This is a genomic window from Streptomyces sp. NPDC048696, from assembly GCF_043198895.1.
Taxonomy (GTDB): domain Bacteria; phylum Actinomycetota; class Actinomycetes; order Streptomycetales; family Streptomycetaceae; genus Streptomyces.
This window is the reverse complement of record NZ_JBICVJ010000016.1, coordinates 179,878-195,152: the sequence shown is the minus strand read 5'-3', so window position 1 is coordinate 195,152 and position 15,275 is coordinate 179,878. Positions and strand designations below refer to the sequence as shown.

At 70.2% G+C, this 15,275-nt stretch carries 16 protein-coding genes; 4 read left to right on the top strand and 12 right to left on the bottom strand.

What is annotated here, in order from left to right; all coding sequences use genetic code 11:
• Window positions 1–153 precede the first annotated feature (153 nt).
• Window positions 154–705, top strand: a complete 552-nt coding sequence (locus tag ACGFRG_RS29600; protein WP_361429409.1) for a GNAT family N-acetyltransferase — start codon at window positions 154–156, stop codon at window positions 703–705.
• 80 nt (window positions 706–785) lie between these two features.
• On the opposite strand, the gene ACGFRG_RS29595 is transcribed toward ACGFRG_RS29600, so the two are convergent.
• From ACGFRG_RS29595 to ACGFRG_RS29570, 6 genes are all read right to left on the bottom strand, one after another.
• Window positions 786–2,339: a type IV secretory system conjugative DNA transfer family protein gene (locus tag ACGFRG_RS29595; RefSeq protein WP_393268798.1), complete on the bottom strand. Its 1,554-nt coding sequence runs from the start codon at window positions 2,337–2,339 to the stop codon at window positions 786–788.
• A 159-nt stretch (window positions 2,340–2,498) separates the two neighbouring features.
• Entirely contained in the window at window positions 2,499–3,926 is a 1,428-nt protein-coding gene (locus ACGFRG_RS29590; protein ID WP_361429413.1) for an ATP-binding protein, read from the bottom strand.
• A gap of 25 nt (window positions 3,927–3,951) precedes the next feature.
• A complete protein-coding gene (locus tag ACGFRG_RS29585) occupies window positions 3,952–5,502 on the bottom strand; it encodes an SCO6880 family protein (RefSeq protein WP_361429415.1) in 1,551 nt (516 codons plus the stop codon).
• A complete protein-coding gene (locus ACGFRG_RS29580; RefSeq protein ID WP_393268793.1) occupies window positions 5,499–6,857 on the bottom strand; it encodes a hypothetical protein in 1,359 nt (452 codons plus the stop codon). The genes ACGFRG_RS29585 and ACGFRG_RS29580 overlap by 4 nt, the downstream gene beginning before the upstream one ends.
• Window positions 6,847–7,710, bottom strand: coding sequence for a hypothetical protein (locus ACGFRG_RS29575; RefSeq protein ID WP_393268790.1), 864 nt, complete (start codon window positions 7,708–7,710; stop codon window positions 6,847–6,849). The genes ACGFRG_RS29580 and ACGFRG_RS29575 overlap by 11 nt, the downstream gene beginning before the upstream one ends.
• A gap of 235 nt (window positions 7,711–7,945) precedes the next feature.
• Window positions 7,946–8,254 (bottom strand): hypothetical protein, encoded by a 309-nt coding sequence (locus tag ACGFRG_RS29570; protein ID WP_188272968.1) that lies wholly within the window; start codon window positions 8,252–8,254, stop codon window positions 7,946–7,948.
• 432 nt (window positions 8,255–8,686) lie between these two features.
• Between ACGFRG_RS29570 and ACGFRG_RS29565 the strand changes: the two genes are divergently transcribed.
• A complete protein-coding gene (locus tag ACGFRG_RS29565) occupies window positions 8,687–9,424 on the top strand; it encodes a trypsin-like peptidase domain-containing protein (protein WP_361429421.1) in 738 nt (245 codons plus the stop codon).
• On the opposite strand, the gene ACGFRG_RS29560 is transcribed toward ACGFRG_RS29565, so the two are convergent.
• The 5 genes from ACGFRG_RS29560 to ACGFRG_RS29540 form a co-directional block, all read right to left on the bottom strand.
• Window positions 9,394–10,026, bottom strand: coding sequence for a hypothetical protein (locus ACGFRG_RS29560; protein WP_361429423.1), 633 nt, complete (start codon window positions 10,024–10,026; stop codon window positions 9,394–9,396). The genes ACGFRG_RS29565 and ACGFRG_RS29560 overlap by 31 nt on opposite strands.
• Entirely contained in the window at window positions 10,023–11,909 is a 1,887-nt protein-coding gene (locus ACGFRG_RS29555; RefSeq protein WP_393268786.1) for an alpha/beta hydrolase, read from the bottom strand. The genes ACGFRG_RS29560 and ACGFRG_RS29555 overlap by 4 nt, the downstream gene beginning before the upstream one ends.
• Complete coding sequence (locus ACGFRG_RS29550; RefSeq protein WP_393268784.1) at window positions 11,906–12,328, bottom strand: hypothetical protein; 423 nt, start codon at window positions 12,326–12,328, stop codon at window positions 11,906–11,908. Before ACGFRG_RS29550 ends, ACGFRG_RS29555 begins: the two co-directional genes overlap by 4 nt.
• 156 nt (window positions 12,329–12,484) lie before the next feature.
• Window positions 12,485–12,910: a DUF397 domain-containing protein gene (locus ACGFRG_RS29545; protein WP_393268781.1), complete on the bottom strand. Its 426-nt coding sequence runs from the start codon at window positions 12,908–12,910 to the stop codon at window positions 12,485–12,487.
• A 10-nt stretch (window positions 12,911–12,920) separates the two neighbouring features.
• Window positions 12,921–13,775, bottom strand: a complete 855-nt coding sequence (locus ACGFRG_RS29540) for a helix-turn-helix transcriptional regulator (RefSeq protein ID WP_393268778.1) — start codon at window positions 13,773–13,775, stop codon at window positions 12,921–12,923.
• 221 nt (window positions 13,776–13,996) lie between these two features.
• On the opposite strand from ACGFRG_RS29540, the gene ACGFRG_RS29535 reads away from it, so the two are divergent.
• Window positions 13,997–14,464, top strand: a complete 468-nt coding sequence (locus ACGFRG_RS29535; protein WP_393268775.1) for an ATP-binding protein — start codon at window positions 13,997–13,999, stop codon at window positions 14,462–14,464.
• Between the two features lie 6 nt (window positions 14,465–14,470).
• Window positions 14,471–14,671, top strand: coding sequence for a hypothetical protein (locus tag ACGFRG_RS29530; RefSeq protein ID WP_361429435.1), 201 nt, complete (start codon window positions 14,471–14,473; stop codon window positions 14,669–14,671).
• 38 nt (window positions 14,672–14,709) lie between these two features.
• Here the strand turns inward: ACGFRG_RS29530 and ACGFRG_RS29525 are convergent, their stop codons facing one another.
• Window positions 14,710–15,273, bottom strand: a complete 564-nt coding sequence (locus ACGFRG_RS29525; protein ID WP_393268772.1) for a hypothetical protein — start codon at window positions 15,271–15,273, stop codon at window positions 14,710–14,712.
• Window positions 15,274–15,275: the final 2 nt, after the last annotated feature.

The following is a 15,275-nucleotide window of genomic DNA, read 5'->3' as shown; positions in this document are numbered from 1 at the left end:
GGAAGCTAAGCCTTTCAGCGCCGATGGTACTGCAGGGGGGACCCTGTGGGAGAGTAGGACGCCGCCGAACAATCATTGCGGGAAGCCCCGCACCATGATCCGCAAGGATAAATGGTGCGGGGCTTTTCTGCGTTTCATGGCACTATCTTCGCCATGGAACACGTGATACGCCCTGTACGGGCCGACGAATGGCGCAAGGCCAAGGAACTGCGGCTCGCCGCGCTCGCCGATCCCGCCGCACCCGTGGCCTTCCTGGAGACCACCGAGCAGGCGGTCGCCCAGCCCGACTCCTTCTGGGAAGCGCGTACCGCCCGGGCGACCGGCGACGGCGCCTGCCAGTTCGTGGCCGAGGCCCCCGACGGCACCTGGGTCGGCGGCGTCGTCGCCCTGATCGAGCGGGCCGGCGGCGAGGACTTCTTCGGGGACACGATCGAGGCCGATCAGGCGCATCTGGTCGGTGTCTTCGTGCGGCCTGAACACCGGGGCATCGGGCTCACCGAGCGGCTCTTCGAGGCCGCCGTGGAGTGGGTCTGGTCCCTGGAGGAGCCGAGGATCGGGCGCGTACGGCTGTACGTACACACCGAGAACCCGCGTGCCGAGGGCTTCTACACGAAGTTCGGGTTCGTACGGACGGGGAAGAGCGCGCCCGTGGCGCCCGGCGACCCGGCGTCGCACGACGTCGAGATGGAAATCGTCCGACCGTAGCGCCCAGCGCCCAGCGCCCAGCGCCCAGCGGCCAGCGGCCAGCGGCCGGCGCCCGGCGACCAGCGGCCGATGACACAGCCCTACGGCGTCAGCGTTTCCGTCCACCGCGCCCTGGCCTGTTCGGCCGAGCGGAGCAGGACCAGGGTCGGCAGGCCCTGGTCCTGGCCCGTCGACAGGAGTTCGGGCAGCCGGGGCAGCGGCGCGACGGCCGCGACGTCGTCCAGGACGAGGGTCATTGGTGGGTCGAGCCGACCGTCGGATGACCGTTCGGCCATGCGGCGGCCGCGCTCGACCACGTCTGAGGCGAGGGCGGTCAGGAGGGGCATCGCGGCGGGACGCGACCGGGGATCCTCAATGGCTTCACCCACCACGTAAAGCGTGCCCCCTTCGGCCGCGAATGATTCCAGGGCCAGCGAATCGGCTCGATTCGGCGTGCAGGCCTCGCGGATGTGGATGGACGAGAGGGCGTCGAGCGCGCGGGACGTCAGCTGCTGGGCGATCTCCCGGCGTTCCGGGTGCGCGGTCAGCGCCGACTCCAGTAGGCCCGCGCTGCCGCTCATGGCCTTGGGATGCGTACGGAGTATGCGTACGGCCTCGTGGGCGCCCGTGCCCTGGGCCCAGCGGTGGACCTGCTTGACGGCCTTGCCGTCCCGGCTGTCCAGCGCGGCGGCGTGCAGCCAGCAGCGCAGCAGCGTCTCGGCGGTGTCGGCCATGGCGGTGTCGATACGGGCCTGCGGGCGTACGGGCGCGAGCAGCGCGGTCGCGCGGGCGAGCGCCACCTCCGCGTCCTCGCAGCCGCTCGTGGGCGACCAGTGCAGGCGGGCCGGGGTGTCGCAGAGGTGCCCCGGGTCGTACACATGGACCGGGCCGAGCTTCGCGCGCGCGTCCTTCGTCTCCGCCCACAGCGTGGGGTCGGAGGTGATGACGAGCGCGGGGCCCTCGGCGTCCCGGATGGCCTGGACGGCCGTGGGGCGGCGGGTGTCGGGGCCGCCGTAGACGACTCTGGGCGGGCGGGCCGTGCGGGGCGAGGGGAGCCGGCCGGGCGGCGGCGCGACCTCGGGCGCCGCCGCCTCTTGCGGCACCTGTCTCTCCGCGTGGGCCGCGTACGTGGTGTCGACCGCCTCCACCGTGTCCGCCGCGCTCGGTCTCTGCGGAACCGGCTGCGGCGTCTGCTCCGGCTGCCACGCCGGGGCGGTCGGGGCGGTCGGGGCGGCAGCCGCGGCGGCCTCCACCGGCCCCTCCACCGCGTCCCCCGGCAGTCGCCCCGCCGCCTTGGCCCGGGCCCGTACCGCCCGCCAGCGCGACCACGTGCCCAGCGCGAAGATGAACAGCACCAGCAGGACGAGCAGTTGGCCGATGAGCAGGCCCCAGAAGAGGCCGTAGCCGGAGAGCTGGGCCCTGGGCGTGTCCGGCCAGGCGGCCGGGAGGTCGTGCGGGGCCTGGACCAGCTGGCGCAGGGCGACCGGGGTGCGCGTGAACGTTACGCCGTCCGGCCAGGCGCCGTGGCTGAACAGGCCCGCGAGGCCCGTCGCCGACCAGACCAGGACGGTGAGGCCGAGCAGGAACGCGAGCAGCCCGACGAGGAGGGAATCGGGGATTCCGCGCTCCTCGCCGCGGGAACGGGACTCCGGCATGTCAGGCAACCTCCGGCAGGGCAGGGCAACTTGCGCAGATCGGGCGAGTTCGAGTCGATCAGTACATCAGGCCACCGCATCGGATCGGGCACCGTATCGGATCGGGTCACCCCATCGGATCAGGCCGCCTCAGTACGTACGTAAGGCGGCCTCGGTCCGTCAGGCCACCGTCGACTCCGACGGCGGCGACGTGCCGGACATCTGCTGTTCCATCAGCGCGGCCCGGCGCTCGGTCTCCGTCTCCAGCCTGCTCTCCAGCTCATGGGCCAGGACGTCGTCGGTCGCGGCCGACTCCGTCATCGCCCGGTCGGTGAAGACCAGTGGTCGTTCGCGCTCGGTGATCAGGTGTTTGACCACCTGGACATTGCCGTTGACGTCCCAGACGGCGATGCCGGGGGTGAGCGTGGGGATGATCTCGACGGCCCACCGGGGCAGGCCGAGGACCAGGCCCGTGGACCGTGCCTCGTCCGCCTTCTGGGCGTAGATCGTCCTGGTGGAGGCCATCTTCAGGATCGCCGCCGCCTCCCGTGCCGCCGCGCCGTCCACGACGTCCGAGAGATGGTGGACGACAGCCACGAACGACAGGCCGAGGCGTCGGCCGAACTTGAGCAGGCGCTGGAACAGCTGGGCCACGAACGGCGAGTTGATGATGTGCCACGCCTCCTCCACCAGGAAGATGCGCTTCTTGCGGTCCGGGCGGATCCAGGTGTGCTCCAGCCAGACGCCCACGATCGCCATGAGGATCGGCATCGCGATCGAGTTGCGGTCGATGTGCGAGAGATCGAAGACGATCAGGGGCGCGTCCAGGTCGATGCCGACCGACGTCGGGCCGTCGAACATGCCCCGCAGGTCGCCGTCGACCAGCCGGTCGAGGACGAGGGCCACGTCCAGGCCCCAGGCCCGGACATCGTCTATGTCGACGTTCATGGCCTCGGCCGACTCGGCCTCCGGGTGGCGCAGCTGCTCCACGATGTCGGTGAGGACGGGCTGGCGGTCGGTGATCGTCTCGTTGACGTACGCGTGCGCCACCTTCAGCGCGAAGCCCGACCGTTCGTCCAGGCCGTGACCCATCGCCACTTCGATGATCGTACGAAGGAGCGCCAGCTGACCCGTCGTGGTGATCGCGGGGTCCAGCGGGTTGAGTTTGATGCCGCCGTCGAGGGCGGCCATCGGGTCGAGGCGGATGGGCGTTATCCCCAGCTCGCGGGCGATGAGGTTCCACTCGCCGACGCCGTCCTCGCCCTGCGCGTCGAGCACCACGACCTGGCGGTCGCGGAACCGCAGCTGGCGCAGGACGTACGTCTTCTCCAGAGCCGATTTGCCGTTGCCGGACTCGCCCAGGACCAGCCAGTGCGGCGCCGGCAGCTGCTGTCCGTAGAGCTGGAAGGGGTCGTAGATGTATCCCTTGCCGCTGTAGACCTCGCGGCCGATGATCACGCCCGAGTCGCCGAGGCCGGGCGCGGCCGTCGGCAGATAGACGGCCTGCGCCTGGCCGGTGGACGTACGCACGGGCAGCCGGGTCGTCTCCACCTTCCCGAACAGGAAGGCGGTGAACGCGTTGGTGAGCGCGGAGAGCGGATCTCGCATGAGCAGGGCCCCAATCAGCTCTCGGCTAGCGGCGGATGCCGGTCGCGAACGGCAAGGTGTTGACGAAGGCCCGGTGGTGCTCGCGGTCGCACCACTCCAGCTTCAGGTACGACTTGCCGGCCGAGGCGCGGATGGTGCGCTTGTCCCTCGCCAGCGCCTCGGGGGAGCGCGCCGACACCGTGATGTACCCGACCAGGTTGACGCCCGCCGCGCCGCTGGCGAGATCTTCACCCCGTTGGTCGAGGCGGCCGTGGGCGGCGATGTCGCGGGGGTCGACGGTCCGGTTCATCTTGGCCGCACGGGAGGCCTCGGCCTCGTCGTTGGTCTTCTCGGTGAGCATCCGCTCGATCGCCACTTCGGTCGGTTCGAGGTCCATGCAGACCGCCACCGTACGGATCACGTCCGGGGTGTGGACGAGCAGCGGGGCGAGGAAGTTGACGCCGACCGGGGTCATCGGCCACTCCTTCACCCAGGCCGTGGCGTGGCACCAGGGCGCGCGCGTGGAGGACTCGCGGGTCTTGGCCTGGAGGTAGGTGGGCTCGACCGCGTCCAGCTCGGCGGGCCAGGCGTTGCGCTTGGTCATCGCCTGGATGTGGTCGATGGGGTGGTCCGGGTCGTACATGGAGTGCACCAGGGAGGCGAGCCTGCCCTGGCCGAGCGGCTGGCGCACCCGGATGTCGGCCTCGGCCAGGCGGGCGCAGATGTCGGTGAGCTCGCGGGCCATGACGACGGCGAGCCCGGCGTCCTTGTCGAGCTTGCGGCCGGGCTGCGGGCGTGCGGCGCGGGCCATGGCGTGCGCCTCGGCGGCCAGTTCGCGCGAGTACTGCATACAGGCGACCAGATACGCGCGGTGCTGTTCGCTGGAGGTGGACACCATCGACTGCAGCTGCTCGTAGGACTCCTGGAGCCAGTCGGGCGAGCCGTGGTCGCCGCGCTGGGCGACGTCCTTGGCGTGCGCGTCCGGGTCGGCGGGCAGGGTGCGGGCCAGCATCTGAAGGCGCGTCACGAAGCCGTCGCCGTTGGCGACATGCTTGAGCAGCGTGCCGAACCGGTCGACCAGGGCCTCCTGGTCCTCGCTGTCGCGCAGCCCGACGCCCGGGCCCTCGATCTCGATGGCGGCGGTCACCGTACGGCGGTCGGCGTGCAGCAGTACGGCGATCTCGTCGGGGCCGAAGGGCGCCGCGAGCCAGCTGATCCGCCCGATCCCGGGCGGCGGCCCGACCTCGACCTCACGCCCGTCGATACCGACACCGGCCTCCATGGCGCCGGAGCGATAGGTGGTCCCGCGCCGCAGCGACCGTTTGTAACTCCTGTTGATCTCGAACCATTTGTAGAACGTGCGGTGCTTGTACGGCAGGTACACCGCGGCGAGCGCCAGCATGGGGAAGCCCATGAGCAGCACGATCCGCAGGGACAGGACGGGGACCAGCAGCCCGCACATCATGCCGAGGAACGCGCCGCCGATGATCAGCGCGATCTCGCCGGTCTCGCGGTTCTTGCCGACGATCGCCGACGGCCTGGCCCGGCCGATCAGATACGTGCGGCGGGGCGAGACCGGATGGGACTGGGTCGTCAACGCCCTCCACCTCCTGTGCTGTTGTTGCCTTTGTTACCGGTGTTGCGGCTGCCGTGCGGGGTGCCGCTGGTGGGGCCGGAGCCGTTACGGGGCGAGGGTGCGGCGGAGGGGACAGATCCGCCGCCGCCACCGCCGCCGGAGGAGCCCCGGCTGCTGTGGGCGGCCACACCGCCGGACATCGGGTTGGCGGGCCGGGGCTGGGCGTTGTTCTGGTTGCCCCGGCTGCTGTGGGTCTTGATGCCCTGCGAGACGAGGGCCGCCGGGGAGGAGATCACGGCGGCGGCCGACGCGCCGCTGGTGGCCTGCTTGCGGTTGCTGCGGGCGGCGGCGATCTCGTCGCCGAAGCCGGGGACGAAGCGGTAGATCATCGCGGAGGCGAAGATGGCGAGCAGGATGATGGCGAGCCCGGAGACGACGGCCTGGAAGGAATCGGGCCCCTTCCCGGCGGACAGCGCCCCCGCCAGGCTCAGCACGATCACGATGATGGGTTTCACCATGATGATCGCGATCATGATCCCGGCCCAGCGGCGGACGTGGCCCCACATGTTCTTGTCGACGAGCCCCGAGTACACGACGACGCCGAGCAGCGCGCCCACGTACAGCAGGAGCGCGCGGATGTAGAGCTCCAGGAAGAGCACGCCGGCCGCGACGATGGTGACCAGCGAGACGACGATCAGCATGATCGGCCCGCCGCCGATGTCCGTGCCCTTCTTCAGGGCGGCGGAGAACGACCCGAAGAACACGTCCGTCTGATCGCCGGTGCCGGACGCGATGACGTCGGTGACCGCGTCGGTGGCGTTGACCACGGTGTACAGGATCAGCGGGGTGAAGGCGGAGGCCAGCACGGTCAGCCAGAGGAACCCGACGGCCTCGGAGATCGCGGTGGTCAGCGGCACCCCCCGGATCGCCCGCTTGGCCACGGCGAGCAGCCACAGGACGAGGGTGAGGATGGTGGCGGCGGCGAACACGACGGCGTAGCGGCCGAGGAAGGCGGGGTTGGTGAAGTCCACCTTCGCGGCGGTCTTCACGAACTTGGAGAGCGTGTCGACGACCCAGACGGCGGCGTCGGCGCAGCCCTTGGAGAGGGAGGTGAGGGGGTCTGCGGGGTCGCCGGGGCCGACGGTGCCCGGCGGCGCCTTGACGTTGCTGTTGCCGGACTCGCAGTAGTCCTTGGCGGGGCCGCGGATGAGGTCGCACGCGTTGGCGCCGCTGGGCCCGGGGCTCGGGGTGGGACTCGGGCTCGGGCTCGGGCTCGGAGCCGCGTACACGTACGTGGCGGCCAGCACGGCGGTGGTCTGCACCGCCGCCAGCGCCGTGGCGAACGAGAGGGCACGGCGGGGCCGCTTACCGGGCATAGGTGAACCCTCCGTACTGCTCGACGGCGTCGGCCATGTCCTTGGCGGTGGCCGCGGCCTGGTCGCGCCCCACGGGCGCCGGGCCGTCCTTCTGGGTGAAGTCGGTGACCTTCCAGTCGCCGCCCACCCACTTCAGCTGGAACGTGTTGGTGTACCAGCCCTCGGAGACCGGGTTCTTGGAGCCCTCACCGGCCAGTCCGAACAGCGCCGAGTACCAGACGGACACGCTCGCGGTGTCGTTGGCGAACTTGTCCACCTTGGCGCCGACCGGGTTGAAGCGGGAGATGAACGTTTGGCCGACGGGTGCGCTGCCGTCCGGCTTCAGGCCGATCCGGGCCAGGAACTCCGGGCCGGAGTACGCCTTGTCGAGGTCGCTCTGGCGGACGGCGGCCACGTCCGGCGCGTACACGGTGTTCACGATCTGGTGGCGCCGGGTCGCGTTGTACATGCCGTCGGAGCCGAGCGCCACGACATAGTTCGCCGCCGCCGACTGCGCCCCCTGTTCCGTCTGGGGGAAGCCGGAGGCGATGCCGCCCACCTTGCCGTCCACCGGCTTCGTGCCCGTCGCCGCCGTCGGCTGGGCGCCGGACTGCTTGGGGTCGTCGGAGGAGCCGCCGGAGCCGCCGTCGCCTCTGTTGGCGAAGGCGATCGCGGCGACCAGGAGGGCCACCACGCCGACCACCGTGATCAGGGACCGCGAGGCGCGCACGGGGCGGCGGGCGCCGCCGTAGACGTCGGCGCCCTCGCCCTCGGGCAGCCGGGTGCGCGTCTGGCGCGTACCGCCGACGGTGCTGTACGGATCGCTGTACGGGTCCTCGGTACGCCTGGAGTCGTGCTCGTCGCCGACGCTCATGCCGCGTACGCCCCCTCGCCCCTTCGCTGTGCCGCTCGCTGCCCCGTCATGTAGTACGACGGTAGCCGTGCTGGTTCCCGCGCGGGCGCGGTGTGGTGACTCGACATCAGGGAGACGCAACCTCTGCCGGTGGGCACGACGTACGGATGGTGGTGGAGGGGGCCTGGGCGGGCCCGTGGGGACGAACGCGGCGGGAGAGGGACGGTGACCTGATGTCAGGTCACCTGATGCCGATTCAGACGGCCATCCCGTACACGATGGTGAAGAGGGTGCCGAGCGAGCCGATGATGAAGACCCCGGTGAGACCGGCGACGATCAGGCCCTTGCCCTGCTCGGCGCTGAACGTGTCGCGCAGCGCCGTCGCACCGATCCGCTGTTTGGCCGCGCCCCAGACGGCGATGCCGAGGCACAGCAGAATGGCCACCGCCATCACGACCTCGACCATCACGCGGGCCTCTTGGCCCAGGCTCCCGAACGGCCCCCAGTTGGGCGCGATTCCGCCGATGATGGTGTTGATGTCGCCCTTTTCGGCTGCCAGGTACACGTAACTCACCGCCCCTGTCGGGTAGTTCGATGCCCCTGCCCCACGGCATGGGTCAGGCTCTATCTTCGCTGATGAAACCGCCCGGGTATGTCGACTTGGCGGCGGTCTTTACTCGAAACCGCACAGCTGTGCCGGTCGCACCGCCCTGACCTGCGGTGGACCGTTTCTCTGCGGATTCGCGTATGGTCACTCTGTGTATCACGCAGGGTGACTCCGGGCAATGACTGTCGTTGGTGCACTCTGGGGCTCTTGGCTTGAGGGCGGGCGGAGTGCGGGGCGCGGCGGGGGCGCAACCGGGTCGGGACGGGCGTCGGCGCGGCCCGCCGCCACGCCACGACGGGCGCCCCCGGAGCCCCGGGAGCCACCGCTTCACAGACACTTCTCAGAGAACTTCCATGGATGTTCTCGGTTCTGTGCGAGAAGGTCTGACCTATGAGACACGTCTCCCAGCTGCGCGCTCTGTCCGCGGTGGCCGTGCTTCTGGTGATCCCGGTGTACGGGACCCGGGCCGCGGCCGCGTCCGGCGGCATGACGGCCCTGGCGCCCGTGACAGCCGCCAACGCGCGCGTGGGCGCGCTCTTCTCGGGCGGTCTCGACGGCGACCACTTCTGCACGGCGTCGGTGGTGCACAGCGAGGGCCGCGACCTCATCATCACGGCGGCGCACTGCCTGGACGACCAGGACGACGCGGTGTTCGTGCCCGGCTACCGGGACGGGCAGGCGCCGTACGGGACCTGGCCGGTCAAGGCGAAGTACATGGACGACGCCTGGCAGGAGGACGGCAGCGAGGACGACGACGTGGCCTTCGCGGTCCTGGGGCCGGGGTCCCTGACCGGGGCTCAGGTGGAGGACATGGTGGGCGGGGCGCCGCTGACCACGGACACCCCGGTCGGCGCCAAGGTGACGGTCACCGGCTACCCCAGCGACGCGGACAGCCCCCAGACGTGCACCAACCGCGCCACGGCGTACGGCGACACCCAGCAGCGCATCGAGTGCCCCGACTACTCCGGCGGCACCAGCGGCAGCCCCTGGGTGACGGCGGCCGGCGCGGTGGAGGGCGTCATAGGCGGCTACCAGGAGGGCGGCGACGACCCCGACGTGTCGTACAGCGTGGTCTTCGGCCGGACGACGGCGGCGCTCTACCGGTTGGCGGAGGGGGAGCTGCGGTGAGGGGTGGGGGCGCCGGGGGTGGGGGCTGACCAGAAGTCGTCGTGGATGTCGTCGGGGGCGGGGTAGGGGACGTCGCGCTGGGGGGTGTTGGGGGTGGGGGCCGGGTCGGGGATGTTGTCGGTGTGAGTGAGGCAGGGGGTCACGGCGGAGAAGCCGAACTGGCCGGTGGCGCCTACTTCCAGCACGATCTGAAAGTGGTCCGGCGTGGTGGCGAAGATGGCAGGCATGTCCTTGTCGCGGTTCACGCCGGTGATCTTGTAGCCCCGGGCCTTCCAGCTGCGCTCGACGATGCCCAGCAGGCTGCCCCGCCGCTCCGCGGACACCTTGGTCAGGATGACGATGAGGCGCTCGACCGTTCCGGTGCCTGTTCCCTTGCCCAGCATGTTGCTGCAGGCGATGTCGTTCGAGGGGCCGTGGTTCCAGCGCAGGGGCGGAGTGATGTCGCCCAGGGTCTGCTGAAGGATCGCATCGGCCTGCTCGGCACCCTGCCCCATGTCCATGGTCGGTTTCCTTCCTTCGGAGTTGGTGCTGGGAAGCGCGCCGCAGCCGACGGCCGTCATGAGAAGCAGCATCACGGCGACTGGGCGGAGGGAGGAACTCATCGGGGCTCCTCGGTGATGATTTTGCTGCCCTGGCCCGCCACGATGCGTGCGATGTTGACTGCCGACACGGAGTCCTTCTCGGGGTCGAAGTAGTGGGAATGTGCGCTGACGTCGGGGGAAGGAAGCTCCAGGTTCCCGTCCACGACGGACGAGACGAGCTTGCCCCGGTCGATGAGCTCCGGGCCGTCCCCCGTCGCGAAGCGCCTCGCGCCGAACTCGTGGCTCGCCGGGTCGGTGCCGAAGTAGAGCTTGTCGGGACCGCCGTCCACCATCTCTCCGACCTTGTGGCCCACGTACCCGCCTACGCCAGGTCCCCCGAAGAGGGTGCCGAGCGCGGTGCCGGTCACCTCCCCCTTGCCGGGCAACTGGGTCACGATGTCGTTCTTGGCGGCGCCCACGTACACGTGGTCCCGCCCGACCCCAAGGGCGTCGGCGTTCTTCGCCTCGGTGCCGGGGCTGCCCACGAGGATGATGTCGTCGACACCGGGGATGCCGCCGTGCTGCTGGGCGGCGAGGCCGACGGTGAGGGATCCGTAGGAGTGGCCGATGGCGGTGACGTGCGGATCGCCCGCCTCGTGCGTGACGGAGACTCCCGCCATGAACTGGTTGTACGCGGACGCGCCGACCTTGGCGTCGTGGTCGCCCATGACCGCGAAGTTCTCGGCGAGTTTGTCGGGCTCAAGGAATTTGACGGCGTCGAACTGCGGGGCGTCGTAGCCGAGCCAGACGATTGATGCGGTGGCGCTGCTCGGGTCGGCGCGCCGGGCACCGAGCGCCGTCTGCCGCGCCCGCTTGAGATCGTTGTTCGCGAAAGCCGTGTCGAGCGTGGTGCCGAGCCCCGGAACGTAGGCCGACACGTTCTTCGCCGTGTCCGGATTGCCGTACGAGACGATCGCCCGACCGTTTCCCTGGTCGCCGATGCCCAGCAGGTACATCGGGGGGTCACTGCCCGCGCGCAGCTGATCGTCGATCGACTTCAGCCCGTCGAGCCTGGCACGCGCCTCGTCCACCCCCGACAGCTTCCCGATCAGCAGCCGCAGGTTGTCCCGGTTGGCCTCGTCGCGTACCGCCGCCGGGATGCCGTCCAGGTTGCCGATGATGTCCGGGCACGTGGCCAGGTACTCGTCGCGCTGGGACGGGGAGAGGTGGGTCCACCAGTCGTGGCGTTCGGCCGGGGTGCCCTTCGTGGGGATGGTCTTGGCGAGGTGGTCGCCGGAGACCTTGCGTACCGCCGCAAGATCCGCCGCCGCGTCCTTCCACATCGCGTCGGTGACGTCGAGGCCCGGCTCGGCCTTCAGCTTGCTCAGCGCCGTGCTGAACTGTTCGTCGGCCTGGCGGGCCGCCGTGAGCACCCGGCGGATGCGGTCGGCGATGTCCTGGGCCTTCGCCTGGTTCGGGTTGGGGCTGACCAGGCCGGGATGCGGCGCGTCCAAGGTCGGCGGGCGGGACATGACCGGCGTGTCGGCCGATGCGCTGCCGCCGGGGACCGGCTGCTTCGTGACAACGTTCTCGCCGCCCGCCGGATAACTCACCGACCCGTCCGCCGCGACCGTGAAGCCGAGGCTCGCCGCGTCGTCCAGGGCGTCCTTCAACTGGCCTTGGAAGCCGACCAGTTCGTACACGAGCGAGCTCACGGTCGTACGGACCAGACCGCATTCCGTACGGATGTAGTCGTAGTTGCGGTCCAGGCGCCGCAGGCGGCCGATGGCGGCCGGGGCCGCCATGCCCTTCTGGGTGGCCTCCAGGCCCCGGATCATCTCGTCGCTGATCCGGTCCCGGGCCGCGTCGGCCTGGGTGCTGACGGCGCCCCAGCCGTCGGCGGCGTCGAGGAGTTCCGCGCACTTGAGGTCATGCAGCTGCTGCCAGGTGAGCACCCCGGTCACCGGCCCTTGCCGGACGGCGCGGAGTACCGCGCCAGCGCCGACTTCACACCCGTGTCCACCTCGCCCTGCGCCCACGCCGTCTCACGCAGGGCCGGCTCCACGGATCCGCACTCGGTGTGGACGGCCGTCAGCCGCGTCTCCCACGAGGTGAGTACGGACTTGAGCGCGCCCATGCTCGCCAGACCGGCCGTGCCCGCCTCGGCGCCGGAGTGGGCGGCGGTCAGGGCGCCCTTCGCCTTGGCGGTGTCCGTCTGGAGGCTGTGGGCGGTGCCCGCCGCGTCCGACCACGGCTTGGGGCTGTGCTTCAGCTCGCCGGTGCCACCGGCGGGGCCGGAGCCCGCCGGTCCGGCCGACGCCAGTGACATGGCCTTGGGCTGCCCCGCCTGGTCCAGCAGCCGCTGCCAGCTCTCCGCGTACACGTACTCCCCCGCCCGTCTCGTGCGGCCCTCCCGCCGCCCCCGTGACGACGCTAGGCGAGGACCTGGGGGCGTACGCAAGCGCAAACGCGCGCCTGCGCGAAAAAAGAGTGCCGACGCATAGCAGCAGAACTGCCGCCCGCGCAAGAGTGGCCGGGCTCAGCCCGCTGAGTTCGCGCAGCCTACTTCCGCGAATTCGCCGTAGCGGTCGAACTCACCCGCCCGGACGCCGAGCACGAAGGCGTCCCACTTCTCCCGGGTCGTCGTGACGACGGTTTCCGGGGCGGTGGCCTCGTACAGGCGGACCCGCTCCTCGGGGCCGAACACGACCTCGATCCCTGACCCTGGAGCGGTGTTCTGCTTGAGGGCGCGGATCAGTTCGGCGAAGGCGGCGGGGGTGGTGGTGAGTACGACCTCCGCGGGGTCGCTGCTCTCGGTCAGGAGGATCGTTCCTGCGCCTGCGGTGACGTGCACACAGGCTTCGCCTTCCTGGCAGTAGGACGACTTCTGCCATGTGGACGTGACGTGCAGGCAGGACTCTCCCTGTGCGCAGTATGACGACTTCTGCCAGTTGTGGGTGGGCATGAGAGCTCCATTACAGGTTTCGGGCGATGGCGTGGATCAAGTCTCGGGACTTCTCGGGGCCGAGCGCCGTGGCTTCCACGATGTCGAGGAGGCGTCGGTACTTCTCCAGGTGAGCCTCGGCATCCAGCAAGTGGGGCCCGTGGAACTGGTCGAGCTGGACGGTGTCCAGTTGCGGCACGGAGCCAGCCAGGTAGTTGATGGACTGGCCGGACCCGGGGAAGGCGCCGACGTCGAAGGGGAGCACGCGGAGGGTGATGTGGTCCCGCTCGCTCATGCTGAGCAGGTGCTCCAACTGGGTGCGAGCCACGCCACGGCCGCCGACCTTCATGTGTAGGGCGGCCTCGTGGATGACCGTCCGGTACGGCGTCGGGCCCTCGCGGTAGATGACGTCCTGCCGCTTGATTCGGTAGGAGACGCGGTGCTCCACCTCGGGCGGAGTGGGGGCGGGGATTACGTGGCGGAAGATCTCGCGGGCGTGATCGGCAGTCTGGAGCATCCCGGGGATATGGGATGTGAAGGCCGTGCGCAGGGAGGTGGCGTGGTGCTCCAACTCGGCGAGGTTGAGCAGTCCTGACGGCAGTACCTCGCGATAGGCGTCCCACCACCAGCCGCGCGCTTTCTCGACCGCCATGTCGGCCAGGGCGTCGATGTAGGGCTGGTCCGCGCAGGAGTAGAGCCGGGACATCGCGCGGACCCGGTCGGGACTCACCCCGAACCGGGCCGACTCCACGTTGCTGAGCTGGCCTGAGCTCGTGCCGAGGAACTTGGCGGCATCGGTTGCGGTCATGCCTGCACGCTCGCGTAGTTTGCGCAGCTCCGTGGCGAGCCTGACGCGGCGGGCCGTCGCGGAGGGTCTTGTTGTCATGGCAACTCCCTTTGCCCGTAGGTCCGTTCCGCTGTCACCCACACGGGGGAGAAAGCGCCGAGATTCTTCGGATCTCGGCAAAGAGTCTTTGCGTGCGCTCTATCTTCTTCTCCAGGCGCCATCGCCCAGAAGCACCCCGCTCGACGGAGCCACCTGGTCACCGGGCAACCGCAGGCAAATCGCACCGCACCACCAACTCCCCTCTGCGATCGGAGACTTCCATGGCATCGCGCGCAGCCGACACCGACACCGTAACCCCGCCCTGGGCCTACAGCCTCCAGCTCCCGCGCGACCCCCGCGCCCCCGGCATCGCCCGTTCCACCCTGCGAGCCGTCCTGCGCGCCCACGGCATGGGCGAACTGACCGAAACCGCTGAGCTGTTGACGTCCGAGCTGGTGACCAACGCCCACCTGTACTCGGACGGGCCGTACACCCTCCGCCTCGACGCGCACCACCCCGACCGGCTGCGGGTCGGCGTCTGGGACTCCAACCCCGACGTCCCGCCTCCGTTCAACGGTGGCCTGCCCGCGCTCCCCGTCCCCGGCGGGCCGGCCGAGAGAGGGCGCGGGTTGCAACTCGTACGGCTCTGCGCGGACAGCTGGGGCGCGTACCGCCCTCGTACGCGTCGAAGGCGCGGGGAAGCTGCTCTGGGTGGAGTGCGTGCGGAAGGCGGAGTGTCGGTGGGGTGATCTGTCGTGACTGCGCTGCCGCCGCTCGCCCGCGCCCGGGCCACCTGCGTGAAGTCGCCGAGAAGATCGAGGAAGCGACGGGTCTGGAAGGCCCTCCTGGTCGTCGACCCCCGGCACGGCACCTGGGCCCTGCACACCCGTCCGGAAAACGGGCGCTATCGGGACACCCTGCCCGGCAAGTACGGGGAGGGGCTGACCCAGGGCTGAGGGTGGGCGTCCGCGTCAGTGCTCGTCGGCCAGGTCCGTCAGTACTCGACGTCCAGGTCCGTCCCCTGCGGCGCGCGGAAGTACGCCGAGACAATGTTGACGAGAATCAGCGGCTTCTTGCCCTCGGCCGGCTTGTCCCAGAGCTCGACCAGGACCGTGAAGCGCTTCTCGGTCGTGGAATTGGCGAAGAGCTCAAGGGTGTTGGCCTTGGTGCCGTTGTGCCCGTACTTGGTGATCTCCCAGCCGTTGCCCGGCATCCGGTCCTTGAGCCGCTGGAAGCCCGCCTGGAGTTCGCTCACCGGTACGTCGTAGAGCGACCAGGGATGGTTGACCCGGTAGAGGTGGTCGGGGTCTTTGGCGCTTTGGATGATGCCAGGGCCCGGCTTGGTGGTCTGGGCGTTCTTGATCGCCAGCAGGTCGTAGATCTGGCTGGAGAGGCGTTTCGCCTTCGCGCGCGCCTCGCCGACGTCCAGGGTGGTCGGCTGGTAGCCGAGTCCGTTGTTGTCCTTGTCCATCGAGCATCCCGTCGTGAGAGTGGCGAAGGTGAGTGCGCAGACCAGCGCGGCGAGTACTGGTCGGCGGCGCCGCGATGTCGTGATCATGC